The organism is Pseudomonas sp. 6D_7.1_Bac1, assembly GCF_025465945.1.
Classification (GTDB): domain Bacteria; phylum Pseudomonadota; class Gammaproteobacteria; order Pseudomonadales; family Pseudomonadaceae; genus Aquipseudomonas.
This window is the reverse complement of sequence record NZ_JANLNW010000001.1, coordinates 45,123-69,806: the sequence shown is the minus strand read 5'-3', so window position 1 is coordinate 69,806 and position 24,684 is coordinate 45,123. Positions and strand designations below refer to the sequence as shown.

Sequence of the window (24,684 nt, the reverse complement as noted above, 5' to 3'; positions counted from 1 at the left end):
TTGTTACCTCGCGCGGGGCGCGGGGGGGGGGGGGGCCCCCCCCCCCCCCCGCCCCCACCCCCCCCCCCCACAGGGAACTCGCTGTACAACGAGTAATTGATTGCCATGAATACTTCAATTGTAAAAGCACATCTGGAAGTCGCCGCGCCGGTGCGTAAAAGCCGGCTCACCAACCCTGGCTGGTTTCTGGTCAGCCCTTCGGTGGCCATGTTGCTGCTGTGGATGATCGTGCCGCTGGGCATGACCCTGTACTTTTCACTGATCCGCTACAACCTGCTCTACCCCGGCGACAACGCATTCGTGGGGCTGGAGAACTTCACCTACTTCCTGACCGACTCGGGCTTCCTGCCGGGTGCCACCAACACCTTATTACTGGTCGGCAGCGTGCTGTTGATCAGCGTGGTGTTCGGGGTACTGATCAGCGCCCTGCTGGAAGCCAGTGAGTTTCTCGGCCGCGGTATCGTGCGGGTGATGCTGATCTCGCCGTTCTTCATTATGCCCACCGTCGGTGCGCTGATCTGGAAGAACCTGATTTTCCATCCGGTCTCGGGGATTCTCGCCGCCGTGTGGAAACTCTTCGGTGCCCAGCCCGTGGACTGGCTGGCGCATTACCCGTTGCTGTCGATCATCATCATTGTCTCGTGGCAATGGCTGCCCTTCGCCATCCTGATCCTGATGACCGCCATGCAGTCGCTGGATCAGGAACAGAAAGAAGCGGCACGTCTGGATGGCGCGGGACCTATCGCGATCTTCTGGCACCTGACCTTGCCACATCTGGCACGGCCGATTGCAGTGGTGGTGATGATCGAAACCATCTTCCTGCTCTCGGTATTCGCCGAAATCTTCACCACCACCAACGGCGGTCCGGGCTACGCCTCGACCAACCTCGCCTACCTGATCTACAACCAGGCGCTGGTGCAGTTCGACGTCGGCATGGCCTCCGCTGGAGGGCTGATCGCAGTGGTGATTGCCAATATCGCGGCGATCATCCTGGTGCGGATGCTCGGCAAAAACCTGACTGACAAAGCCTGAGGCCTGCCATGACCCTTCAACAATCCCGTCGTTTGCAAAGCCTGTTGCTCGGCACCCTGGCCTGGGCCATCGCGATCCTGATTTTCTTCCCGATCTTCTGGATGGTGCTGACCAGTTTCAAAACCGAAATCGATGCGTTCGCCACGCCGCCGCAGTTCATCTTCACCCCGACCCTGGAAAACTACCTGCACATCGAGGAACGCAGCGGTTACTTCAGTTTCGCCTGGAACTCAGTGGTGATTTCGTTCAGCGCCACCGCCCTGTGCCTGCTGATCGCGGTGCCGGCGGCCTACTCGATGGCGTTCTACGAAACCCAGCGCACCAAAGGGACGCTGCTGTGGATGCTCTCGACCAAAATGCTGCCGCCGGTGGGCGTGCTGATGCCGATCTACCTGCTGGCCAAGAGCTTCGGCCTGCTCGATACACGGATCGCGCTGATCATCATCTACACCCTGATCAACCTGCCGATTGTGGTCTGGATGATTTACACCTACTTCAAGGACATCCCCAAGGACATCCTCGAAGCCGCCCGCCTGGATGGCGCGACCCTGTGGCAGGAAATGGTCCGGGTACTGCTGCCAATCGCCAAGGGCGGCCTGGCGTCGACCGTGTTGCTGTCACTGATCCTGTGTTGGAACGAGGCTTTCTGGTCACTGAACCTGACGTCGTCCAAGGCCGCGCCGCTCACCGCGCTGATCGCCTCGTACTCGAGTCCCGAAGGTCTGTTCTGGGCCAAATTGTCGGCGGTGTCCACGCTGGCCTGCGCGCCGATTCTGATCTTCGGCTGGATCAGCCAAAAACAACTGGTCCGCGGCCTGTCCTTCGGCGCCGTGAAATAGCCCCCAAAGCATAACGACAAAGGAGCCTCATCATGGCCAACCTGAAAATCAAGAATCTGCAAAAAGGTTTCGAAGGCTTTTCCATCATCAAAGGCATCGACCTTGAGGTGAACGACCGTGAGTTCGTGGTCTTCGTCGGCCCGTCCGGCTGTGGTAAGTCGACCCTGCTGCGACTGATCGCCGGGCTTGAAGAAGTCAGCGCCGGCACCATCGAACTGGACGGGCGCGACATCACCGAAGTCAGCCCGGCCAAGCGCGACCTGGCGATGGTGTTCCAGACCTACGCCCTGTATCCGCACATGAGCGTGCGCAAAAACATGTCCTTCGCCCTCGACCTGGCCGGAGTGAACAAGGCTGAGGTGGAGAAGAAGGTCAACGAAGCAGCGCGCATTCTTGAACTCGGGCCGATGCTCGAACGCAAGCCGAAACAGCTCTCCGGTGGCCAGCGTCAGCGCGTGGCGATCGGCCGGGCGATTGTGCGCAACCCGAAGATCTTCCTGTTCGACGAACCCTTGTCCAACCTCGACGCCGCCCTGCGAGTACAGATGCGCCTGGAGCTGGCGCGGCTGCATAAAGAATTGCAAGCGACGATGATTTACGTGACCCACGACCAGGTTGAAGCCATGACCCTGGCCGACAAAGTCGTGGTGCTCAACGGTGGCCGGATCGAACAGGTCGGCTCACCGCTGGAGCTCTATCACCAGCCGGCCAACCTGTTTGTCGCAGGCTTTCTCGGCACACCGAAAATGGGCTTTCTCAAGGGCAAGGTCAGCCGCCTCGATCGCCAGGGCTGTGAAGTCCGGCTCGATGCCGGGACGCGCATCAGCCTGCCGCTGAGCGGCGCCAGCCTCAGCATCGGCGACGCGGTGACCCTGGGTATTCGCCCGGAGCACCTGAACCTCGCGCAACCCGGCGACTGCACCTTGCAGGTCACCGCTGACGTCAGCGAACGCTTGGGCAGCGACACGTTCTGCCACGTTCGGACCGCCTCCGGCGAAGCCCTGACCATGCGTATTCGCGGTGATCTGGCGAGCCGTTATGGCGAGCAACTGAGCCTGCACCTGGACGCCGAACACTGCCACTTATTCGATGCCAACGGGGTGGCCATGGCCAGACCGCTGCGCGCCGCCGCCTGATTGCCGAGGCTGATCATGAAACTCAACAAACCGAATCTTACCCGCCTGGCGCCTGAAGTGGCCCTGCCCGCCTACGCCCTGAGCGCCACCCGCCAAGGCATCGCGCACATCGGCGTCGGCGGTTTCCACCGCGCCCATCAGGCCTATTACACCGATGCCTTGATGAACTTGGGCGTGGGTCTGGACTGGAGCATTTGCGGCGTTGGCCTGCGCGCCGAAGACCGCCGCGCCCGGGACGACCTGGCCGGCCAGGATTACCTGTTCACCCTGTTTGAACTGGGCGATACCGATGACACCCAAGTGCGGGTCATCGGCGCCATCAGCGACATGCTGCTGGCCGAAGACGGTGCCCAGGCGCTGATCGACAAACTCGCCAGCCCGGACATTCGCATTGTCTCGCTGACCATCACCGAGGGCGGCTATTGCATCGACGACAGCACTGGCGAGTTCATGGCGCAGCTACCACAGATCCAGCAAGACCTGGCTCACCCAAACAGTCCGAAAACCGTGTTCGGCTTCCTCTGCGCAGCCCTGGCCAAACGCCGCGCCGCCGGCGTTCCAGCGTTCACCTTGATGTCCTGCGATAACCTGCCGCACAACGGCGCGGTAACTCGCAAGGCACTGCTGGCATTCGCCGCCCTGCGCGATGCCGACCTGCGGGACTGGATCGCCGCGAACGTCAGTTTCCCCAACGCCATGGTCGACCGCATTACCCCGATGACCAGCTCGGCTCACCGCTTGCAACTGCACGACGAGCACGGCATTGACGATGCCTGGCCAGTGGTCTGTGAACCCTTCGTGCAATGGGTGCTGGAAGACAACTTCGTCAACGGCCGCCCGGCGTGGGAAAAGGTCGGCGTGCAGTTCACCGATGATGTGACGCCCTATGAAGAGATGAAAATCAAACTGCTCAACGGCAGCCACCTGGCCCTGACCTATCTGGGTTTTCTCAAGGGTTATCGCTTCGTCCACGAAACCATGAACGACCCGCTGTTCGTGCGTTACATACGCACCTACATGGACCTGGACGTAACCCCGCAATTGGCGCCAGTGCCGGGCATCGACCTGGCGCAGTACAAGAACACCCTGGTCGAGCGATTCTCGAATCAGGCGATTGCCGATCAACTGGAGCGCGTTTGCTCCGACGGATCGTCGAAGTTCCCCAAGTTCACAGTGCCAACCATCAACCGCTTGATTGCCGATGGACGAGAAACCAAGCGAGCAGCGCTGGTGGTGGCCGCCTGGGCCTTGTATCTGAAGGGTGTCGACGAGAACGGCAACACCTACTCGATTCCCGACCCACGAGCGGAATTCTGTCAGGCGCTGGTAGTCGATGATCCGTTGATCACTCAGCGGCTGCTGGAGGTTGAGGAGATCTTTGGCACGGCGATACCCCATTCTCCAGAGTTTGTTGCCGCGTTCGAGTGGTGCTGTAACAGCTTGCGTGAAGTTGGGGTGACACGGACGCTGGAGCGGTTGTTGGCCGACTGATCGAAGGACTCTCCATGGCAAACCAACAATTATTCCTCGGCATCGACTGCGGCACCCAAGGCACCAAAGCACTGATCCTCGATGCGCGCAGCGGTAAAGTCCTCGGTCAGGGCGCCGCCGCCCATAGCCTGATCAGCGGCGCCAACGGCTGTCGTGAACAAGACCCCGCCCAATGGCTCGAGGCGTTGACTCTCGCCACTCGCCAGGCCTTGCAGGCCGCCAACATCAGCGGTCTGGAGATTCTCGGCATCGGCGTCTCGGGCCAGCAACATGGCCTGGTCCTGCTCGACGAACAAGGCCAGGTCCTGCGTCCGGCCAAGCTCTGGTGCGATACCGAAACCACCGAAGAAAACCGCCGGTTGCTGGCTCATCTGGGCGGTGAAAGCGGCTCGCTGGAACGTCTTGGCGTGGTCATTGCGCCGGGCTATACCCTGTCCAAGCTGCTGTGGACCCAGGAGCAGCATCCGCAGATTTTCGCCCGCATCGCTCACATTCTGCTGCCCCACGACTACCTCAACTATTGGCTGACCGGGCGCTGTTGCAGTGAGTTCGGCGACGCGTCGGGCACCGGGTACTTCAATGTGCGCACCCGCCAGTGGGACGTCCAGTTGCTGCGCGACATCGACCCCAGCGGACGCCTGCAAGCGGCACTGCCCGAGTTGCTGGAAGCGCATCAAGCGGTCGGCACAATTTTGCCAAACATCGCCGAACGGTTGGGCATCAACCCTCGGGCGCTGGTCGCCAGCGGCGGTGGCGACAACATGATGGGCGCCCTCGGCACCGGCAATATTCAGCCCGGCGCAATCACCATGAGCCTGGGCTCTTCCGGCACCGTGTACGCCTACGCCGACCAGCCCAAGGTCAGCCCGGACACGGCGGTCGCGACGTTCTGCTCCTCCAGCGGCGGCTGGCTGCCGTTGATTTGCACGATGAACCTGACCAACGCCACCGGCGCGGTTCGTGAGTTGTTCGAACTGGACCTCTTACAGTTCAATGCGCGCATCGAGCAGTCGCCGATTGGCGCCGAAGGTGTGTGCATGCTGCCGTTCCTCAACGGCGAGCGTGTCCCCGCCCTGCCCCATGCCACCGGCAGTCTGCTGGGGCTGAACATGACCAACCTGACCCAGGCCAACCTCTGCCGCGCAGTGGTTGAAGGCACCACCTTCGGTTTGCGTTATGGCCTGGACCTGCTGCGCAACAACGGCTTGCAGAGCCGCAGCATCCGCCTCACCGGTGGCGGATCAAAAAGTCCGGTCTGGCGGCAGATGGTCGCAGACATCATGAACACCGAGGTGATCTGCACCGAACACAGTGAGGCCGCGGCGCTCGGCGCGGCGATTCAGGCCGCGTGGTGCGAATCCGGGGCCGGTACCCAGCAAAGTCTGTTGGCGTTGTGCGAGCGCTGTGTCAGCCTCGACTCCAGCAGCGAAACCCAACCCGTCGCAGCGAATGCAGCGGCCTACCAACAGGCTTATGAGCGCTATCGACAACAGGTCGCAACCCTTTAAAGAGTGAACAATTATGTATCTGGTGTGTGGCGAAGCGCTGTTCGATTTTTTCAGCGAAAACGAGGCCAGTGGTCAGGCTTCAACAGTGAATTACAAAGCGATTGCTGGCGGATCACCGTTCAACGTCGCGGTCGGCCTGCGCCGTTTGGGTGTGGACGCGGCGCTGTTTGCCGGGCTGTCCACCGACTACCTCGGCCGGCGCTTGCAACACGTGCTGGCGGACGAAGGAGTACGCCCGGATTACCTGCTGGACATCGACGCACCGACCACCCTGGCGATGGTCGCGGTGGGTGCCAACGGCTCGCCGCATTACAGCTTTCGCGGTGAAGGCTGCGCCGATCGTCAGCTTACGCTTGCCCATCTGCCGGAGTTGGACGATCAGGTGCGCGGTCTGCACATCGGCTCGTACTCGCTGGTGGTGCAACCGATTGCCGACACGCTGCTGGCACTGGTGCGCCGGGAAAGCGGCAAACGCCTGATCAGCCTCGACCCGAACGTACGGCTCAATCCTGAACCGAACATCGAATTGTGGCGCTCACGGATTGCGGAATTGGTCCAGCATGCCGACCTGATCAAGGTCAGCGACGAAGACTTGAGCCTGTTGTATCCGGACCGCGACCCGCAGGGCGTAATCAACGGCTGGCTCGAGCATCGCTGCCAACTGGTGTTCCTGACCCGTGGCGGCCAGGGCGCGACGGTGTTCAGCCGTCGACACGGCAGCTGGACGGCGCCGGCGATCCCGGTGGCTATCGCCGACACCGTCGGTGCCGGCGATACCTTCCAGGCCGCATTGATTGCCTGGCTGACCGAGCAACAGCTCGATTCGGTCGACGGCTTGCAGCGCTTGAACCGCGAACAGATCGACGGGATGCTCAGGTTCGCCATCAGCGCCGCAGCCTTGACCTGCAGCAAGACCGGGCCGGATTTGCCGTATCGGCATCAGTTGGAAATGCGCTGAAGGTGAGGGCCTCATCGCGAGCAGGCTCGCTCCCACATTGGATTGGCGGTGGACACGAAATTTGTGAACACCAAAGTTCAAGTGTGGGAGCGAGCCTGCTCGCGAAAGCGGTCTATTTCAAACCACTAATCTCGCTGTCACAACACCGGGACGTTGTCACTCTCAGGCCATTTGCGCCTTGAACCAGTGGGTTTAATCCTGCACCATCGCGTCCTGGTTATTCAAAGGACGGAATCAAAGGCATGCTGGACGCTAACGCTACCCATATTTCTCTCACCCTCGAAGGTGTTTCCACTGACCTTCAGGTGCTCGGTTTCGTCGGCCGTGAAGCCCTCAACCAGCCGTTCTGCTTTGACATCGAGCTGGTCAGCTCCCGTCCCGACCTGAAGCTTGAAGAACTGCTGCATAAACCCGCCTGCCTGACCTTCGGCAGCACCGGCGAGGGCATCATTCATGGCCTGGTCTACCGCATCGCTCAGGGCGACTCGGGCAAAAGCCTGACGCGCTACAGCATCAGCCTGACCCCGCAGCTCAACTACCTGCGGCATAACCATGACCAGCAGATTTTCCAGCAACTGAGCGTGCCGAAGATCATCGCCCAGGTCCTCGAAGCCCGCGGCATCCTGTCCGACGCCTACCGCTTCCAGCTGAGCGCGATCTACCCCGAGCGCGTGTACTGCGTGCAGTACGACGAGTCCGACCTGCAGTTCATCCAGCGCCTGTGTGAAGAAGAAGGCATCCACTTCCACTTCCAGCACAGTGCCAGCGGCCACACCCTGGTGTTCGGCGATGACCAGACAGTGTTCCGCAAACTGGCGCCCGTGAGCTATCAGCAAGACTCCGGCATGAGCGCCGACAAACCGGTGATCAAACGCTTCAACCTGCGCCTGGAAACCCGCACCAGCCGCGTCAGCCGCCGCGATTACGACTTTGAAAAACCACGCATCCTCCCTGAAGGCGCGGCCAGCAGCGCATTCCTGCCGGACCTCGAAGACTACGACTACCCCGGCCGTTTCACCGACCGTGCGCGCGGCAAGCAACTGGCGACCCGTGCCCTGGAGCGCCACCGCAGTGACTACCAACTGGCCGAAGGCAAAAGCGATCAGCCGATTCTGGTCAGCGGCCATTTCCTGGCCCTGAGCGAACACCCTAGGCCTGAGTGGAACGACCTCTGGCTGCTGCTGGAAGTCATTCACGAAGGCAAGCAGCCGCAAGTGCTGGGCGAATCCATCACCAGTGACGTCACCCAGAACAAGGATGACTTCCACCAGGGTTACCGCAACCGCTTCCTCGCCACCCCGTGGGACGCGCACTTCCGCCCTGCCCTCGAACACCCGAAACCGAAAGTACTCGGCAGCCAGACCGCCGTGGTCACCGGCCCCAAGGGCGAAGAAATCCACTGCGACGAATACGGCCGCATCAAAGTGCAGCTTTTCTGGGACCGCGATGGCCAGGCCGATGACAAAACCAGCTGCTGGGTTCGCGTAGCCAGCGGCTGGGCCGGTAGCGCTTACGGCGGCATCGCCATCCCGCGCATTGGCATGGAAGTGCTGGTGACCTTCCTTGAAGGCGACCCCGACCAGCCGCTGGTCACCGGCTGCCTGTACCACAAGGAAAACGTCGTCCCCTACGATCTGCCGGCGAACAAAACCCGCAGTACCTTCAAAACCCTCAGCTCACCGGGTGGCAAGGGCTACAACGAGTTCCGCCTCGAAGACAAGAAAGGCGCCGAGCAGATCTACCTGCACGCCCAGCGCGACTGGGACGAAAACATCGAGCATGACCAGAAAATCCACGTCGGCAACGAACGCCACGACACCGTTGAGGCCAACACCCTCACCGAACTCAAGGCTGAAGAACATCGCATCACCCATCTGGATCGCAAGACCGAAGCGCGGGCGGACGATCACCTGACTGTTGGTGTGACGCAGCATGTGAAAGTCGGCACGGCGCAGTTTGTCGAGGCAAGTCAGGAAATTCATTACCACGCCGGTGAAAAGGTCGTGGTGGAAGGCGGGATGGAACTGACGGCCAAGGCCGGGGGGAGTTTCGTCAAGGTTGATGCGGGGGGTGTGACTATCAGCGGGGCTGAGGTGAAGGTGAATTCGGGGGGTGGGCCGGGTTCGGGGACCGGGATCAATATTCTACCCGCCCTCCTGCCTACAATTGCTGATCAGGACCGTGCAGGCAACCTGCTCAAGTCAAAAACCAGCGAACACTACGACGAGCAACTCAAATTCGTGACTGGCCATGGCAAACCCGTCAAATCCGTAAAAGCCGCATTTATTCTGCCCTCGGAGGTGGCACCGAAAATATCAAAAAGCGATGCCAATGGACTCCATCCGCGCATCCAGACCGACACCGAGCAACCCGTCAAAGCCCACTTATTATGGGATGAACTGGTGGTGCCTTCAGGTGCAGATGACTACGAGGCGAGCCGGAAAAAATGAGTGCTAAACCGATTGCAACATTCACCACAAATGACAAGAAATGTTCGGTCCACGAGGTCAAGCTCGGCTGTGACAAGCTTTGGGCAATGGGTCAAGAGGAAGCAATACGTCGCTTAAGTGAGCCACCTTCATCCAATTCGAACAAATACGAGCTGATTTCTGATTTCAGTGCTCGCGCAGCCCGGATTGCCGCTGCGTACGCTCGCTTTTATCTCGAGCAGGGAGAGGACGGTAAACCGAATTTGAAGGGGTGCTTCTATTGGATGGGACTGGCTGCTTTTGCCAGTAAACAGGTCAAATGCGGGTTGGATTTTATTCCAAATGATCCTTACCTAGCGCTGACTCCACCAATCGTTCAACCCCCCCTGCGCATTGGTAAAAACGCATTAGGCAAGGGTAACTTCTGGTTATTCCAGGACATTTTTGTATGGCATTGGTTTTATAGCAAACATCCAGAACAGTTCGATGAGTGCGCGCCGGAGCGCAATGCACGCAGTTGCGAGGGACAAGTGCAGACTAACATTGATAGTTTGCCTTGGGCGGACGAGGCGCTCTCTACGCTTGGCAATTTACATGTGACGGATGAAATCAAGGCTGGCTTTAATGCCATTCGTGAGACTGAGGGAATGTCTGCTGGCATTCCTCGAAGTAACATGCAGCTCAAATCACTTATGGCGATTGCTGACCATGAACAACGTAAAATACTTCAACCGTTGATTTATGAAGGCAAATTTTTTCAAGCAACATTGAAGATGCAAGCCGGCTTTGAGTGGGCACCTTTCGTTCCAGTTCGCGTCGCTGCCTTTAGTACAGCTTGTGATGTGAAAGAACCCGATTTGAGGGTTCAGATGAGTGACGGTGATTTATATGACGAGACAGATCGAATGGTATTCATCACGGCAATCGCAAACCAGTATCACCACCTCATGCTGACAAAAAAGGCATACATGGAAGGTGAGATTGCAAAAATTTCAGGCTGGTCGAATCAACAATGAAACCACTCTGGATCGCCGTTCTATTACTTCTCAGCGCCTGTAACGACAGCAGCAGCGAACTGGAGCACCGTATGGCCAATCAGCCCCCGATTATTGAGTTGAAACTCTTGGAGTCCATCAAGGACAACCTGGAAAAGAGCCCTGTCACGTTTTCCGATAGCTGCATGTCAGAGCTAGATGTGTGCTGGTACAAAGTTGAGCGCTCCGCAAATGACGCCAACCTACCAACAGTCAAGGTCAGCAATGCCGACCTCAGCCTGACGCTCGAAAACGCAGTAAATATCGCCGTCGTTGCTGACAAAAGAACGACCGACGACATTGAAAACTTGAACGTAATTCTGCGTGGGCTTCCAAAGGGCAGTACCCATGAGCAGTACAGACATCTGATATTCAATCTGATCGACCAAATAAAAGCAGCTGGCTGGTCACACTATTTCATGCCTGATGACCCAAGAATTTCTGGTTCTCAGATGGATAGAATAGCGTCCGCGGATGGTGTTCTCGGGCGCTATGTGAGTAGTCACCCTTGGCTTGACCCGGACTATCAATTAGATCTGAAGCGCTGGCTTCAAGTAGGAACTTTTTATGATTGGTACTTTTATAACAACGGCGTCTATTTACATTTAAAAGCCTGGAAGCGGAATTCCGAAGATGCACCAACCGAAAAAGCAACCTATTTAATCTCATTGGAATTTTTATCAGAGCGAGAGTTTTGGCTATCGGGCTTTACCGAAGAGCAGGATAGACTTCATTGGAAACAACTCTTGCCTGCACGACTGAAAGGCTACAAAGAAGCCAGATTAGCGCTTGAGGAGAAAGCGCGGGCCGCAGGTATCGAAATTGATGAAACCTATCAGGATCCTCCTATTAAAGCCTTGGAATAATCCGATTAAAGCTAAGGCGATAGGTCCCTGCACAATCGCAGCTCGCTGGGGGACAGAGGGACAGATTTATTTAAATGCCTTTTCTGATGAAATTGGCTCTTAAACAAACCTATCCCCTGTCTTCTCAACCTGCGACTAACCCTACACCTTAACCCGATACTCCACCGGATTCGGTGGGTCGAGGTTGTCCATGGCGCGGTCTATCAGCAGTTGTGCGCCTTCCGCCATGCGGTAGATGGCCAGGGCGACGTTGCGGCGGGAGCCTTCGATTTCGAAGGCGAGGTCGCCGGCGATGGCTTTGATGGAGGCAATGTCTTCGGAGGCGTTGGCCAGGAGGGTGTCGGTGTCGACGTCTGGGGCGACGATGAAGAGTTGGCCTTTGCGGGCATCGGCCAGATGGATCTTGTGCTGGGGTTTGCCCAGGTGGTGGTCAAGGGCGCGTTCGGCGGCGTCGTGGAGCTTTTTTGAATCGAGGGATTCGTAAGGGGAAGTGGTTGGGTCTTCTGGCGGATTCGGTGATTGTTTGAACATTGGTGTAATTCCTAAACAGTTAGTGAGGAACCGTCACCGTTCGCTTGCACGCGAATGAGGGTGGCAGCCGTGCGCAGGTGTGCAAGACCGGGCCTGTTTAGGACACCCAGCAGATCCGGAGATCTCCTGCGCGCAGCCGCCATAATGCAGCGAACGTTAAAACGCTCGCGATTGGCATGGGCGTTTGCGCCCTAAACAGTTTCGTCGGACTTGCACGTCCGTGTCATCGTTTTTTCGGTGACAAGACCAGACTAGCCACGGCCCACTGGCCGGACAAGTTACTGAACACCGCTACAGGTTGAAGGAAATTTCCGAGGGGGCGCAACGGCTGGCGCTGCCTGCCGAACTCGTTCCAATTTCTGAAAAACTGATGAACTACGCATTGGGCAAAAATCCAACAGCTGGGCTGAGTCTGCAAGAAGAAGAGCTGCTTTTTCAACGGTATGTTCACCTGTCCGACAATTGGAATGCAGCCAAGAACCTCAATAACAGCGATCTAGACGTGGTCTTCATCAACCGCCCCAACGATGACTCCCTGCGCACGGTGCACCCTAATGAGTAAACCTTTACGTGTCGTCATCGTCGCGTTCTTGCTAAGCGGCTGCACTTTTGCCAATGGCGGCTCCTTACCCTACGACGCTTGGCGCTTGGGCTTCTATTCACCTAGTTATATGGACGTCTGGATCGAAACTGCTGACGTCATAGATATGCAGGGGAACGTCTACAGACGTGCCATGAGCGGAACTGCTGAAACCTTGAGGCCTCCGAACAATACCGGGAACCCCAAAGGCTGGCCTGCAAGACCAGGTTGGGGGAAGGGCAAATATGTAATGCGGGCGGACCTGCCGAAGAAAATCTATGTCCGCTGGCAGTCACTGGTAGAACCCCAAACGTACAAAATGGCTATCGACATTCCCGAGTCAACCAGGGAGATCATGCGAAAGGGTGAAAAGACCTTCTGTGCTGCCGATGGGAAATGGATTACCGGCTACCGGGAAGCGCTTGTCGTTGGCTTGGCCCCTGGCGGCATCGCCAAAGTCTGGGTAGTCGGTCCCTGCCTGACACCCATTGAAGTCACACGGGTACAAGCCGAGATTGATCCACGTGGGCCGTATGAAGGGCAATCGGGTGGAAAATACGACCCGCCCTCCGACGAGTCGAAAGCCTATGTCGAGAAGTTTGGTGTGCCGTATGGCTCTTGGTAACTGAAAAAACGGAGATCCAATGAAAGGAATCGTTCAACTGGCCTACAGCCTCGCGCTGATCAGCTTTGCCAGCGTGCAGGCATCAGAACAGAAAGAGTTGGCGGGACACTACTACCTTCAAGGTGCGATGGAAATGGGTTCGGAGTTGTTGCTGCGCGACAACGGTCGGTTTGAAGCGGGCATGGTGTATGGCGGTGCCGAAGGTTATGCCAAGGGTGACTGGACGTGGAGGGGCAGAATCTGACGCTTCATCGCGACCCTGCCGGCTCCGTTTCGACGGACGATATCGGGCAGTTGTTCGATGGCCTGATACTCCTCGTTCGTCCTGGCTGCCTGGCACTGCAAGAAAATGGCGGGTGTTACGTCAAAAGCGTCAAGAAAGGTTCGGCCAAGTAGTCGACGGCAACCCTGTAAAATCACCGTTCCGACACCAACCTCCGCATCAAAACATCCACCACTGCCCGCACGCCAGGCAGTTAGCCGCGCAGGTGCGAAAAACATCCCTTTTGCGCCCCTCCCCCTGTAGCTCGACTCAACGCAGGTACTCAGGAGTATGGTCAGATGAGACAGGTTTTACTTGGTTTTTCGCTCACCCTACTCACCATTCAGGTTTCTGCTGCACAACTTCAGCTAAAGACAGTAGCCCACTGTGAATTGGCAGGCTCCAAGAACACGATCGAGCTGTTACGCGGCTCATCCATTGCTGACTCTTACGTCTATAAAGTCCGCTACACCCAAAAAAACCGATTCATCTTTGACGGCCCAGATGCCTCTCGAGGTGCCTCAGTTCAGTGGCAGTGCACATCCAATCAATCGAACATGAAGGTGTTGGTGGTCTCCGGTGAGTTCACCGCAAACTTTCTCCAGGGTGCGTTCTTCTACTTTGACCCAAAGGCAGGCCAAGTAGAGCGTGTCGATTTCGCCGAAAGAAATCGCCCGCGCTGGGTGCAAATGTCCGAACAAGGACCCCGCGTGATTTTCGAGAACACGGGTAATGAGAGCTCGTACAAGTATTTGGTCTACGGAAAAGGTGATACTTATCTGGAGCTCAATGAGTTGCCGCACGCATCTGATGCAAATGAGGGGCCTCTGATCGAACTGAATGATCCTCAGCAGTAAGTCGATCACCATCAAGCCCCACTGCAGTAGGCGATTGAGCCCAAAACCTGCTCCCCCCTCTTCATCTCCTGAACACCCGCCGAACTTAACTCTTGGTTAATCCTGCGGTCCAACAGTAACTGGACCGCGTTCGCGCCGAACCTTCTGACGCCCTCCGCGGCAGGGCCGACATCTTCAGGTGTCGCGCTGACTTTTAGTCTGCATCGGAGATTTATTATGAACATGCGTATTTTGCTGGTGGCCTCTGCCCTCGCCTGCACCGGGTTTGCCGGGTTGGCGCTTGCCGACACTGCGTCGACTCAGCCTGTGCCCTATCACTACGGAATGCCGCTGGACATCAAGCAAGTGACTTCGATGACCGAACCCGCGACGCACGACTGCGTGGTGGTGACGGCAGAAATGAAGTTTATCGACAGCGCGGGTAAACAACAGGACATCAGCTACCTCAAGCTGTCAGATGCCTGTAAGTACAACAGCTGAGTGTTCGCTGTGCGCAGCAGTCATTGACGGTGGGCGTAAGCGAGGCCAAAGGTTATGCTTTGGCCTCCACCCTCCTGCCGCAAGGATCCGCCATGCAGTTGTCGTTCCGCACACTGTCTACCTTTACTGCTGGTTTGTGTTTTGTTCTGGCGCTGGTCTGGGGCTTGATGCCTGAAGTGATGCTGTCGATCTGGAGTGTCGGGTACTCAGGAGCAACAGGTTTGGTAGCCAGACGCAGCGCGGTGTTGTTTGTGGCGTTGGGGGTGATGTTTTACCTGGCGCGAAACACGCCACCGTCCGCTTCGCGCGGTGCACTGAGCAGCGGTTTGATGGTGGGGGTTTTCGGCCTCGCAGCGCTGGGTGTCGGCGAATGGCTTAACGGCCATGCCGGCCCCGGCATCTTGCTGGCGGTGGCGGTGGAGATCGCGCTGGGTCTGGCATTTCTCCAGACCCAACGTGCACCCGCTGAACTCACAGAAACCGTGGATTAATGCGTACGGGCTTTTAACTCGGTCAGGTGGCTGACGGGCTTGTGTTCCAGATCGTGGCGCAACTCGGCGATCAGTTCGTGGATTTCACGACAGCTGTTAAGAGCGGCCGCATCGATACCGGTCACCACCAGATCCAACTGGTCCGTCTGGTGGTCACCGTAGACTTTGACGGTCATCGACTGGTCCGGCGCCAAGGTGCATTGGCAACGTTTAGGTAAAAAACTGCTTTCAATGATATTGCGAAGTTCCAAGGCAGACAGAAACATGACAACCCTCCCTTATTATGAGACCGCCGATCAATTGTCGGGTTAACCGCAGTCGGTTGTGCCAGTCCTTATCTCGCGGTTTTTCCTGAGCTGAATAAAGCATAAAGCATGCCCGGAAACTCGCACGACGGATCGTCGGCAAATCATCAGTTTGTGCAACGAGCCGCCCAATGGTCTCATGCAAAACGCACGGATCGCCGCAAAGGATCCTGTGATTTTCCTGCTTCGCCGTCATGGTTTACATTGAACGGCCAGCACAGTAAGAATGCTCGCGTTCACTGACTCAACCCAGAGCAAGGAGGCGTCATGCGCTCAACTACCCTCACCGCGGCGGCGGTGCTGCTGTCCGGTCTGTCCACCCTCGCCAGTGCTGCGAAACTCGAAGACGTGGCCCCCTACCCCAAGGCTGAAAGCGGCTTTACCCGCCAGGTGATTCACCTGGCGCCGCAAACCCGGGAAGACAACTACCAGGTCGAGATCCTCGCCGGCAAGACCCTGACCGTAGACTGCAATCACCAGCGCCTGGGCGGTGTACTGGAGGAGAAGAACCTCGAAGGCTGGGGTTATCCGTTTTATCGGCTGGAGAAAGTCATCGGCCCGATGAGCACCCTGATGGCGTGCCCGGGTGGCCAGAGTAAACAAGACTTCGTGCCGGTCGTCGGCGATGGTTTCCTGCTGCGCTACAACAGCAAGCTGCCGATTGTGCTCTACGTTCCTAAAGATATCGAAGTGCGCTACCGGATCTGGTCGGCATCGGACAAAGTCGAGAAAACCGCTCAGGAGTAAGCCGGCCTTTCCGGTAACAATACCTCCAGCAGCTTACACCGGGGCGCCGCTCAATGCGGCGCGCTCGGCCACATGGCGCAAGCTATCAAAATTGATGTTGGCCCCTGAGTCGATCGCCACCAGGGTCTGTCCCCGGACACCGGTTTGCGCCACGTACTTCTTGATCCCGGCCACGGCCAACGCGCCGGATGGCTCGGTGATCGAGCGGGTGTCGTCATAGATGTTCTTGATCGCCGCGCAGAGCTCGTCGTTGCTGACCGTCAGCACTTCATCGACGTGATCGCGACAGATCTCAAACCCGTAAGCGCCGATCTGCGCGACCGCTACGCCATCGGCAAAGGTGCCCACGCTCGGCAGAACCACACGCTCGCCCGCCAGCATCGCGGCTTGCAGGCACGCGGAATGTTCCGACTCGACGCCGACGATACGGATCTCCGGCCGCAGGTATTTGACGTACGCGGCAATACCGGCGATCAACCCACCGCCGCCCACCGGGACGAAGATCGCGTCCAATGAGCCTTGGTGCTGACGCAGGATTTCCATGGCCACCGTACCTTGCCCGGCAATCACGTCCGGGTCGTCGAACGGCGAAACGAAGGTACGACCGGTTTGCCGGGCCAGGCTCAGCGCGTATTCCAGAGCGAACGGAAAGCTCTCGCCATGCAACAGCGCATCCGCCCCACGACTACGCACACCGATGACCTTCAGCTCCGGCGTTGACGTGGGCATGACGATGCTCGCCTCGATCCCCAACTCCCGCGCCGCCAGTGCCACGCCTTGGGCGTGATTACCGGCAGAGGCCGTGATAACGCCACGGGCCTTCTGTGCGTCACTCAACTGGGCGAGCTTGTTGTAGGCGCCGCGAATCTTGAAGGAAAAGGTCGGTTGCAGGTCTTCGCGCTTGAGCAAGATCTGATTGCCCAACACCTCGGACAGCGCCGGAGCCGCTTGCAAGGGCGTGCGCACTGCCAGTTCATAAACCGGTGCAGCGAGGATTTTTTTCACGTAGTGCTCAAGCAGAGCCTGCTTGGCGGTTGCAGTGTCGGTGTCCATCAACGTCTCCTTGCTGGGTTCACAACCCCGGAGACAGAAAATGAAAACCCGCCTCCAGGGCGGGTTGGGTGCAGTCGTCAGCTAGCCCGCCAAATAAGGAATGGCGATAATAATGCTTGGCTGGCGGCGCGATACGGTCGTAGTCATGGCTCGAAATTAGCCGCGTGCGAAAGGCAAGTCAATGACCATTTTCTGTCGAATGCGATAGTCTTCGAAAATCGTTCATCGACCCAAGGAAGGAACACATGAAGTCTGTCGCACTCCCGTTAATCGCCCTGCTCGCCTTCACCGGCTATACCGCTTCGGTGATGTTTCAGGCCGAGCAGTCGCTGATCGATTTCGGCATCAGCCTGATGTCCCGCCCCGACACTGCCCAAGTGGTGATCGACCTTTATCTGCTGGCCACCCTGGCTGGCGTCTGGATGTACAGGGACGCCCGTAGCCGTGGCCAGTCAGCGTTATCAGTGCTTCCGTACCTGCTGATCACCGCAGTATTCGTATCTGTCGGGCCACTGCTGTACCTGGTGGTGCGTGGGCTTCGCACCAGTAAAACCAGTCCCGTCTCCCATCAGGAAGCCTGACCCAGTCAGGTGTCATTGCGATGTTGCGCCGGTGCGGCGAACCACTGTTCCTTGGGTACCCGCTTGGCCTGAAGGGGGTCGAACATATAGTGTGGCGACATGATCTGCACGCCGTACTCGTTGAACACATCCTGAATGTTGGCGTGGAGCATGGTCAACAGCTCTGCTCGCGGCCGGGCCTGGGTCGGAATGGCCTGGGCCACCAGACGGTATTCGGGGTAGAAGTCGCTGAGTGCGATCTGGAACACCTGCGCCGGTGGTATTTCGAGAATCCCCGGCGTGCGCTTGGCCGCCTCCAGCAGCAACCCTTCGACCTGCCGCCACGGCGTGTCGTAGCCGATGGTGACGGTGGTGTCGACGACATAACCCGCACCTTGCACCGCGCGTGAGTAATTCTTGGTCACGGTGCTGGTAATCATCGAATTGGGGATCGTCAGCACTTCACCCAGCCCGGTGCGAATCCGCGTGGTGAACATGCCCAGCTCAGTCACCGTGCCTTCATGCTCGCCAATGCGTACGAACTCACCCGGTCGCAGTGTCCGCGTGTACGTCAGGATCAACCCGGCCGCCGCTTGCCCAACCACACTCGACGCCCCCAGCGAGATCATCAAACCGATCAACACCGAAAGCCCTTTGAACGCATCCGTGCCCGCACCCGGCAGGTAGGGATAGGCCATGGCCAACGCAAACAGCCAGATTGCCAGCGAGGTCAGGCGTGTGGTCGGCTGCAACGTCTCGTGATTGAGCCAGCTGAGGGTGCCGGGAGCAGCCATGCGTTTGAGCAGCCGCTGACTGAAACTGACGCCACCGCGGGCGATGAAGAAAATCGCCAGGGCAATGCCGAGCCCGGGAATGGCGCCGATGATCCCTTCGAACAGATAGCCGGTAACATTAAGCAGGTAACTGTTGAGGCTCTCGCCCCACGGACGGGTATAGGGAAAACGCGACAGCACAAAGCCCAGCCATTCGTAGCTGAGCAGCAGCACCAACACCCAACGCAGCATCCACAACAGACGACGGATCAACGGGTAAAAATAGTGGACGTCGACCACTTCTGTTTCGCCGACCTTCAGTGCATGGGGATGCCGCGTCATGATCTCGGGCAGAGCCTTGAGCATTTTGCGCCGAATGAAATAAATCCCCCACAGCAAACCAAGGTACAGCGCCGTGGCCACTGCGCAACCGATCAGGGCCTGAACGATGAAGCGTACGCTACGCGCTTCCTGGGTTTCCCCGACCACTTGGTGCAGTTTGTTCGCGGCGCCTTCGGCGGCCTGCTGGACCGAGCCATATTCCAGCTCATCGACATCCTTGGGCGTGACGATAAAGGCACGTTTGGAGCCCAACAACACCAGGTAACTGCTCTGGATCGGATCGATGCTGACACTGAGATCGTCCGTGCTATCGAGCGCCTCAGTGATCACCGCTTTGGCCCGTTTGACACGGAACTCCGGTGTTTCGCCAAGCAGCGACGCACGAAACACCATGATGCTGCGGTTGGCGACTTTGAGCTCGACGGGGGTCTGCGCAGCGGGTGCGGGCGCATCCGATGGCAGCGGGTCTGCCGCCCAGATCAGCATCGACCACAACAGACTGCCCCCAATCACCAGCCATTCACGCGCCCTACTTCGCATTTCTATCCCCCCGTCAGGACTCCTGACGACTGCCTGTGCTGCGCATCAGTCCATGTGCGGATTGCACCGCACTTCTGCTGGGGAGCGTAGTTCAGCTTAGGGAGGTTGTCGGCTGTCGCATCGGGTCACCAGGCCTGTCCGCGACGTTTGAGTTCGAGCCGGCGGACAAACTCTTCGAGCACCAGCGAATACAGATCGTCGTGCAAGTAGGCGTCTTCGATACCGGCGTCGATGTTGGGGTTGTCGTTGACCTCGATCACCACCACTTTGTCGCCGGACTGCTTGAGATCGACGCCGTACAGGCCGTCGCCGATGAGGTTGGCGGTTTTCACTGCAAGGTCCACCACGGCCTTCGGGGCCTCATGAACCGCCATCGTGCGGCACTCGCCGTTGATGTCCTGACCCTTGGCCTTGTGGTTGTAGATCTGCCAATGGCCCTTGGACATGAAGTACTGGCAGGCGAAGATCGGTTTGCGGTTGAGTACGCCAATGCGCCAGTCGTACTCGGTGTAGAAGAACTCTTGAGCCAACAGCAATACCGAATGCTCGAACAACTCGGCAGTGGCTTCGAGCAAGGCTTGCTGGCTTTCGACCTTGATCACCCCGCGAGAGAAACAACCGTCGGGAATTTTCAGTACCAATGGAAAGCCCAGGCGCTCACCCACCCGTTCGAAATCTTCCGGTCGCTCCTTGTAGAGAATTTCGGTGGCCGGCATGCCCAGTTGGTGACTGTTGAGCAAGTCGGTCAGGTAGACCTTGTTGGTGCAGCGCAGAATCGACGCCGGGTCGTCCATCACCACCAGCCCTTCGCTTTCGGCTTTCTTGGCAAAACGGTAGGTATGGTTATCGACACTGGTCGTCTCGCGGATCAGCAACCCGTCGTATTCGGCGATACGGGCGTAGTCCTTACGCTCAATCAACTCGACGTCGATGCCCAAACCTTTGCCCACTCGGACGAAACTTTCCAAAGCCTTGGCGTTGGATGGTGGCAGCGCTTCCTGCGGATCGTGGAGGATTGCCAGGTCATAACGGGCCAGGCGTCGTGAACGCGGCATACGCCAGATCTTGCGACTGAAACTGTCCAGGGAGTTGGCAAAGTGATCTTCCTGATCTTCTCGCAACTTATGTAACGCGCCGGACTTCACCCCTTCGATGTGCCAGCCGTTACTTCGACGAAACTCCACCAGCAATATCGGACACGGAAACACTTCAAACAATTGACGCGCCAAATCCTGCAACGGCTCGATATTCGTCTTGCCGAAATACAGCGTCAGGGTAAACCCTTCAGTGTCGCTGTAAAGATGATGATTCAGCGCCTTGTCCAGGGTTTTATCCAGATCATCCAGGGCCAGCCCGTACAGGGACTTGCGCGTCAGCTCACTGATGGTTCGCACCGAAGGAATCACTTTGTGTCCACGGGCTTCGGCCAGCAAAGAGCAGTAGTAGCCATGCCCCAGGTACTTGTAGCTGCGGCACAGGTTGATCACCTGAACCCGCTTGCCCTGCTCGCTGCCTCGGGTTTGCTCAAGGTATTCCTGGGCACTGACGATGTCTTCACTGGGGAAATAAGACGCCCAGTCTTCCTTGCGCTCGACAATAATAATCAGCTGACTGGAAGTTCTCGAAGCCTCTGATAAATAAGTGGCTTGGGTTATTGCTGTCGGCAATCTTTGCTCCGATACTTCACGCCAATGACCTTGTAGCGCTGACATAGTGATTGATCCGTTGGAGAACATGACACTTCTTATTAAGCACGAACTTTTTCGAAAGTCCCGTTTCGTTACGCAACTTTTACGGCGGTCATATGAATCTTGTCTTTCGCCTTGCAGTACTGGATGACCTGACAGCACTCCTGGAACTTGAGCAGCAATGTTTCACCACCGACCGGCTCAACAGCCGTAGTTTCCAGTGGATGATCAACCGTGCCCACGGGCAGTTGATCGTCGCCGAGCGCGCGGATCAATTGCTCGGCTACGCCCTGGTGCTGTTTCACCGAGGCACCTCGCTGGCGCGGCTGTATTCGATTGCCATCGCGGTTCAGGCTCGCGGCACCGGCCTGGGCAAACAGTTGCTGGAGCGAATCGAGGCCTGTGCGCTGGAACATGACTGCGCCTATCTGCGACTGGAGGTCCGTACCGACAACCCGGCAGCGATTGCGCTGTATGAGCGTAACGGCTACCGGCGTTTTGCACTGATTCACGACTACTACGAGGATCACGCCGATGCCTTGCGCCTGGAAAAACGCATCCTCGAACACCGCGATGGCCGCAGCATCAGCGTGCCCTACTACGCGCAGACCACCGACTTCACCTGCGGTCCGGCGTGCCTGTTGATGGCCATGAGTGCGTTGCAGCCGGCTCGCGTCATGGAGCGTCGCGAAGAAGTACAGCTCTGGCGGGAAGCGACCACCGTGTTCATGACCTCTGGCCATGGCGGTTGCAGCCCACAGGGCTTGGCACTGGCAGCCTGGCGGCGAGGTTTTCGCGTGCGGTTGCAGGTGAGCATGGCGGGGGCGTTGTTTCTCGACGGTGTACGCGATGAGCATAAGAAAGACGTGATGCGCCTGGTGCACGATGAGTTCGAAACTCAGCTGAAACAGAGCGACGTCGAGCAAGTGCCGGGCGGCTTGCTGGACCTGCCTCGGTTGCTGGCCGATGGTGGGCAACCGCTGGTGTTGATCAGCAGCTACCGCCTGACCCGCTCCAAGGCGCCGCACTGGGTGATCATCACCGATTGCGACGAAGAATTCGTCTACCTGCACGACCCGGACATTGACCACAGCCAGCACCGACAGCCGATGGACTGCCAGCACCTGCCGGTCAGCCATGGCGAATTCGACAAAATGTGCAGTTTTGGGCGCGGCAAGCTGCGGGCGGCGGTGGTGGTGTATGACCGAGGGTTAACGCAAACCCTGCAGGAAGCCCGACTCACCGGCGATAGCGATCTCATGGACGCCACCGCTGGTCAGCCTGCTCCCAAAGGGGTGATGGGTTAGAGCGAAATATCCAACCGGGCTATTTTGCCTTGCTCGTTCAGGCGGAACACATAGCGCAACGCCAGCGGGCTACCGGGGAACGTGCCGGAAATCAGGTTGCTGACCAGTACTTTGCCAGTGCGTTGCTGTACATCCAGCACCTCGACCCGAGGCTGGTAGCGGCGCGCGGTGTCTTCCATCCATTGCGCAATGGCGTGGGTGCCGACCTGATGGGCGCCTTCATCGAAAACATTGGCGTCCTCGGCGAAAAAACTGGCGACCGCCGAACTGTCACGGGCATTGGCGGCAGCGATATAGGCGGCAATGGCAGGTGCGAGTGAAACGGCTGGGTTCGACATGGTACGGCTCCTTGTTGGTTGATTCTGGAGCCATTTTAAAGCAGTGCTGTGTCAATTCTTGTCAGGAGTGAAACGCCCCGCTTCATCCAGTTGCATCGCCTTGCGCCAGGCCCGCAACAGGTCACTGCGACGCCCCGGATAGCGTTCACCCAGCTCTCGGGCGGCGGCAATCCGGTCGGTACGAAAGGTTCGAAAAGCCTCGCGCAACTCGCACCAGGCGACGATCACGCGCGCTTCATTGAGAAAACCCAGCGCCAACGGCCAGATCAGCCGCTGGCTGGGGGTTTTGTTCACGTCGGCGTAATCGATATGTAACTTGGCCTGCGCACGAATGGCCTGACGAAATACGTTCAATTCCACGGCGTTTTGCGGATAGCCGTAACCCGGCGGCCCTGGCAAGACCGTCGGGTTGCGCAAGGCCTCCTGGGCATCGGGGGCCAACACGGCGGCAATCTTCGCCAAGGCATCGGCGGCGGCTTTGCTCAACACCTCATCGCCACGCTGATCGACATAGCGCAAACCCAGCACCACCGCTTCGGTCTCATCGGCATTGAGCATCAGCGGTGGCAGAAACAAACCGCTGCGCAATACATAACCGATGCCCGCTTCGCCAAAGATCGGTGCGCCGAGGGCCGTCAGTTCGGCGATATCGCGGTACAGCGTGCGCTCGGATATCTCCAGTTCGCTGGCCAGTGTCGCCGCCGTCACCGGACGACTTTTACCGCGCAGCACCTGCAACAAGGTCAACAAACGACTGGTACGCGACACGATCAGTTGCTCTGTGGAATGTAAGTCGACGCAGCTTAGCAGAGGGTGCTGTCAGAAACTGTCAGCAGCAAAAAGCCCCCTGTGGGAGCGAGCCTGCTCGCGATGACGGTTTTACATTCGGCAGCAATGTTTACTGTCACACCGCTATCGCGAGCAGGCTCGCTCCCACAAGGTTAACGATCGACCTTATGCCTGGCTGCGTACAAGCACAGCATCTCCATCGCCAACGTCGCTGCCGCCAGTGAAGTGATTTCCGCGCTGTCATAAGCCGGTGCGACTTCCACCACATCCATACCCACCACGTTGATCCCGCGCAGCCCGCCGAGAATCTCCAGCGCTTGCACCGTGCTCAAGCCACCGCACACCGGGGTGCCGGTGCCCGGTGCGAAGGCCGGGTCCAGGCAGTCGATGTCGAAGGTCAGGTACACCGGGTTATCGCCGACCCGGGCGCGAATCGCTTCGATGATCGCGTCACAGCCGCGCCGATGCACCTGCCGGGCGTCCAGCACTTCAAAGCCCTGGTGATCGTTGTTGGTGGTACGCAACCCGATCTGCACCGAACGCGATGGATCGACCAAACCTTCCTTGGCCGCGTGCCAGAACATCGTGCCGTGGTCGATGCGCTTGCCCTCTTCGTCCGGCCAGGTGTCGCTGTGGGCGTCGAAATGAATCAGCGACAAGGCGCCATGTTTGCGGGCGTGGGCCTTGAGCAACGGGTAGCTGATGAAATGGTCGCCGCCGAAGGTCAACATCGCGCAGCCAGCCGTGAGAATTTTCTCGGCGTGGGCTTCGATGCTGTCCGGTACCGACGCCGGCGTACCGGAGTCGAAGGCGCAATCGCCATAGTCAATCACTGCCAGATGGTCGAACGGGTCAAACGTCCACGGCCAGTGACGTTCCCAGGCAATGCCAGTCGACGCAGCGCGAATCCCGCGTGGCCCGAAGCGTGCGCCGGGACGGTTACTGGTGGCGGTATCGAACGGCACACCACTGACCACCACATCCACACCGCGCAAGTCGCGGGTGTAACGGCGGCGCATGAAACTGGTGATGCCGGCGTAGGTGCTTTCGGCGGCGGTCCCGTAAAGACTGTCGCGGGTGATGGCCTGGTCGTTCTGTTCAGAGATATCCATGAAGCAATCCT

24 protein-coding genes and 2 pseudogenes are annotated in these 24,684 nt (G+C 58.3%); 18 read left to right on the top strand and 8 right to left on the bottom strand.

Features of this window, described 5'->3' with window-relative positions; translation table 11 throughout:
- Nucleotides 1-105 precede the first annotated feature (105 nt).
- The 9 genes from NTD87_RS00300 to NTD87_RS00260 all read left to right on the top strand — a co-directional run bounded on the left by NTD87_RS00300 (nucleotide 106) and on the right by NTD87_RS00260 (nucleotide 11,293).
- Entirely contained in the window at nucleotides 106-1,032 is a 927-nt protein-coding gene (locus NTD87_RS00300; protein WP_262111075.1) for a carbohydrate ABC transporter permease, read from the top strand.
- Nucleotides 1,033-1,040: 8 nt separating this feature from the next.
- Nucleotides 1,041-1,871, top strand: a complete 831-nt coding sequence (locus NTD87_RS00295) for a carbohydrate ABC transporter permease (protein WP_145016082.1) — start codon at nucleotides 1,041-1,043, stop codon at nucleotides 1,869-1,871.
- A 32-nt stretch (nucleotides 1,872-1,903) separates the two neighbouring features.
- The gene (locus NTD87_RS00290; protein ID WP_262111072.1) at nucleotides 1,904-3,007 is read left to right on the top strand and encodes an ABC transporter ATP-binding protein; all 1,104 of its coding nucleotides are present in this window, start codon (nucleotides 1,904-1,906) and stop codon (nucleotides 3,005-3,007) included.
- A 15-nt stretch (nucleotides 3,008-3,022) separates the two neighbouring features.
- Nucleotides 3,023-4,498 (top strand): mannitol dehydrogenase family protein, encoded by a 1,476-nt coding sequence (locus NTD87_RS00285; RefSeq protein ID WP_262111070.1) that lies wholly within the window; start codon nucleotides 3,023-3,025, stop codon nucleotides 4,496-4,498.
- Nucleotides 4,499-4,512: 14 nt separating this feature from the next.
- Nucleotides 4,513-6,006 (top strand): xylulokinase, encoded by a 1,494-nt coding sequence (xylB, locus tag NTD87_RS00280; protein WP_262111068.1) that lies wholly within the window; start codon nucleotides 4,513-4,515, stop codon nucleotides 6,004-6,006.
- 13 nt (nucleotides 6,007-6,019) lie between these two features.
- Entirely contained in the window at nucleotides 6,020-6,964 is a 945-nt protein-coding gene (locus tag NTD87_RS00275; RefSeq protein WP_262111066.1) for a carbohydrate kinase family protein, read from the top strand.
- Between the two features lie 242 nt (nucleotides 6,965-7,206).
- The gene (locus tag NTD87_RS00270) at nucleotides 7,207-9,414 is read left to right on the top strand and encodes a type VI secretion system tip protein VgrG (RefSeq protein ID WP_262111065.1); all 2,208 of its coding nucleotides are present in this window, start codon (nucleotides 7,207-7,209) and stop codon (nucleotides 9,412-9,414) included.
- Complete coding sequence (locus NTD87_RS00265; protein ID WP_262111064.1) at nucleotides 9,411-10,409, top strand: DUF2515 family protein; 999 nt, start codon at nucleotides 9,411-9,413, stop codon at nucleotides 10,407-10,409. Before NTD87_RS00270 ends, NTD87_RS00265 begins: the two co-directional genes overlap by 4 nt.
- Complete coding sequence (locus NTD87_RS00260; protein ID WP_262111063.1) at nucleotides 10,406-11,293, top strand: hypothetical protein; 888 nt, start codon at nucleotides 10,406-10,408, stop codon at nucleotides 11,291-11,293. Before NTD87_RS00265 ends, NTD87_RS00260 begins: the two co-directional genes overlap by 4 nt.
- Before the next feature lie 141 nt (nucleotides 11,294-11,434).
- On the opposite strand, the gene NTD87_RS00255 is transcribed toward NTD87_RS00260, so the two are convergent.
- Entirely contained in the window at nucleotides 11,435-11,824 is a 390-nt protein-coding gene (locus NTD87_RS00255) for a DUF6124 family protein (protein WP_262111062.1), read from the bottom strand.
- A gap of 298 nt (nucleotides 11,825-12,122) precedes the next feature.
- Between NTD87_RS00255 and NTD87_RS00250 the strand changes: the two genes are divergently transcribed.
- The 6 genes from NTD87_RS00250 (at nucleotide 12,123) to NTD87_RS00225 (ending at nucleotide 15,119) form a co-directional block, all read left to right on the top strand.
- Nucleotides 12,123-12,386: a hypothetical protein gene (locus NTD87_RS00250; protein WP_262111061.1), complete on the top strand. Its 264-nt coding sequence runs from the start codon at nucleotides 12,123-12,125 to the stop codon at nucleotides 12,384-12,386.
- A complete protein-coding gene (locus NTD87_RS00245; RefSeq protein ID WP_262111060.1) occupies nucleotides 12,379-13,029 on the top strand; it encodes a DUF2931 family protein in 651 nt (216 codons plus the stop codon). The genes NTD87_RS00250 and NTD87_RS00245 overlap by 8 nt, the downstream gene beginning before the upstream one ends.
- Nucleotides 13,030-13,048: 19 nt before the next feature.
- On the top strand, nucleotides 13,049-13,273 hold the full coding sequence (locus NTD87_RS00240; RefSeq protein ID WP_262111059.1) for a hypothetical protein: 225 nt from the start codon (nucleotides 13,049-13,051) through the stop codon (nucleotides 13,271-13,273).
- A gap of 317 nt (nucleotides 13,274-13,590) precedes the next feature.
- Nucleotides 13,591-14,148 (top strand): hypothetical protein, encoded by a 558-nt coding sequence (locus NTD87_RS00235; protein ID WP_262111058.1) that lies wholly within the window; start codon nucleotides 13,591-13,593, stop codon nucleotides 14,146-14,148.
- A gap of 216 nt (nucleotides 14,149-14,364) precedes the next feature.
- The gene (locus tag NTD87_RS00230) at nucleotides 14,365-14,628 is read left to right on the top strand and encodes a DUF2790 domain-containing protein (protein ID WP_262111057.1); all 264 of its coding nucleotides are present in this window, start codon (nucleotides 14,365-14,367) and stop codon (nucleotides 14,626-14,628) included.
- 92 nt (nucleotides 14,629-14,720) lie between these two features.
- Nucleotides 14,721-15,119 carry a hypothetical protein gene (locus NTD87_RS00225; RefSeq protein WP_262111056.1) on the top strand — a complete coding sequence of 133 codons (399 nt, stop codon included), beginning with the start codon at nucleotides 14,721-14,723 and terminating at the stop codon, nucleotides 15,117-15,119.
- Here the strand turns inward: NTD87_RS00225 and NTD87_RS00220 are convergent.
- A complete protein-coding gene (locus tag NTD87_RS00220) occupies nucleotides 15,116-15,385 on the bottom strand; it encodes a DUF1652 domain-containing protein (RefSeq protein ID WP_262111055.1) in 270 nt (89 codons plus the stop codon). The two genes, NTD87_RS00225 and NTD87_RS00220, sit on opposite strands and share 4 nt — an antisense overlap.
- A 306-nt stretch (nucleotides 15,386-15,691) precedes the next feature.
- On the opposite strand from NTD87_RS00220, the gene eco reads away from it, so the two are divergent.
- Complete coding sequence (eco, locus tag NTD87_RS00215; RefSeq protein WP_262111054.1) at nucleotides 15,692-16,171, top strand: serine protease inhibitor ecotin; 480 nt, start codon at nucleotides 15,692-15,694, stop codon at nucleotides 16,169-16,171.
- 51 nt (nucleotides 16,172-16,222) lie between these two features.
- On the opposite strand, the pseudogene ilvA reads toward eco, so the two are convergent.
- Nucleotides 16,223-17,224, bottom strand: a pseudogene (gene ilvA, locus NTD87_RS00210) (threonine ammonia-lyase, biosynthetic); the annotation flags it as partial.
- Between the two features lie 245 nt (nucleotides 17,225-17,469).
- Here ilvA and NTD87_RS00205 point away from each other — a divergent pair.
- Nucleotides 17,470-17,805, top strand: a complete 336-nt coding sequence (locus tag NTD87_RS00205) for a DUF2834 domain-containing protein (protein ID WP_262111052.1) — start codon at nucleotides 17,470-17,472, stop codon at nucleotides 17,803-17,805.
- A 5-nt stretch (nucleotides 17,806-17,810) separates the two neighbouring features.
- On the opposite strand, the gene NTD87_RS00200 is transcribed toward NTD87_RS00205, so the two are convergent.
- Together NTD87_RS00200 and NTD87_RS00195 are read right to left on the bottom strand one after the other, a co-directional pair.
- Entirely contained in the window at nucleotides 17,811-19,439 is a 1,629-nt protein-coding gene (locus NTD87_RS00200) for a mechanosensitive ion channel family protein (RefSeq protein WP_262111051.1), read from the bottom strand.
- 125 nt (nucleotides 19,440-19,564) lie between these two features.
- Nucleotides 19,565-21,151: a RimK family protein gene (locus NTD87_RS00195; RefSeq protein WP_262111050.1), complete on the bottom strand. Its 1,587-nt coding sequence runs from the start codon at nucleotides 21,149-21,151 to the stop codon at nucleotides 19,565-19,567.
- Between the two features lie 92 nt (nucleotides 21,152-21,243).
- On the opposite strand from NTD87_RS00195, the pseudogene NTD87_RS00190 reads away from it, so the two are divergent.
- Nucleotides 21,244-22,335 (top strand): annotated as a pseudogene (locus NTD87_RS00190) (GNAT family N-acetyltransferase/peptidase C39 family protein); the annotation flags it as partial.
- 95 nt (nucleotides 22,336-22,430) lie between these two features.
- Here NTD87_RS00190 and NTD87_RS00185 read toward each other — a convergent pair.
- The 3 genes from NTD87_RS00185 to speB form a co-directional block, all read right to left on the bottom strand.
- Nucleotides 22,431-22,772 carry a nuclear transport factor 2 family protein gene (locus NTD87_RS00185; RefSeq protein WP_262111048.1) on the bottom strand — a complete coding sequence of 114 codons (342 nt, stop codon included), beginning with the start codon at nucleotides 22,770-22,772 and terminating at the stop codon, nucleotides 22,431-22,433.
- Nucleotides 22,773-22,823: 51 nt separating this feature from the next.
- Complete coding sequence (locus NTD87_RS00180; protein ID WP_262111047.1) at nucleotides 22,824-23,540, bottom strand: helix-turn-helix transcriptional regulator; 717 nt, start codon at nucleotides 23,538-23,540, stop codon at nucleotides 22,824-22,826.
- A gap of 173 nt (nucleotides 23,541-23,713) precedes the next feature.
- Entirely contained in the window at nucleotides 23,714-24,673 is a 960-nt protein-coding gene (gene speB / locus NTD87_RS00175) for an agmatinase (protein WP_262111046.1), read from the bottom strand.
- Between the last annotated feature and the right edge of the window lie 11 nt (nucleotides 24,674-24,684).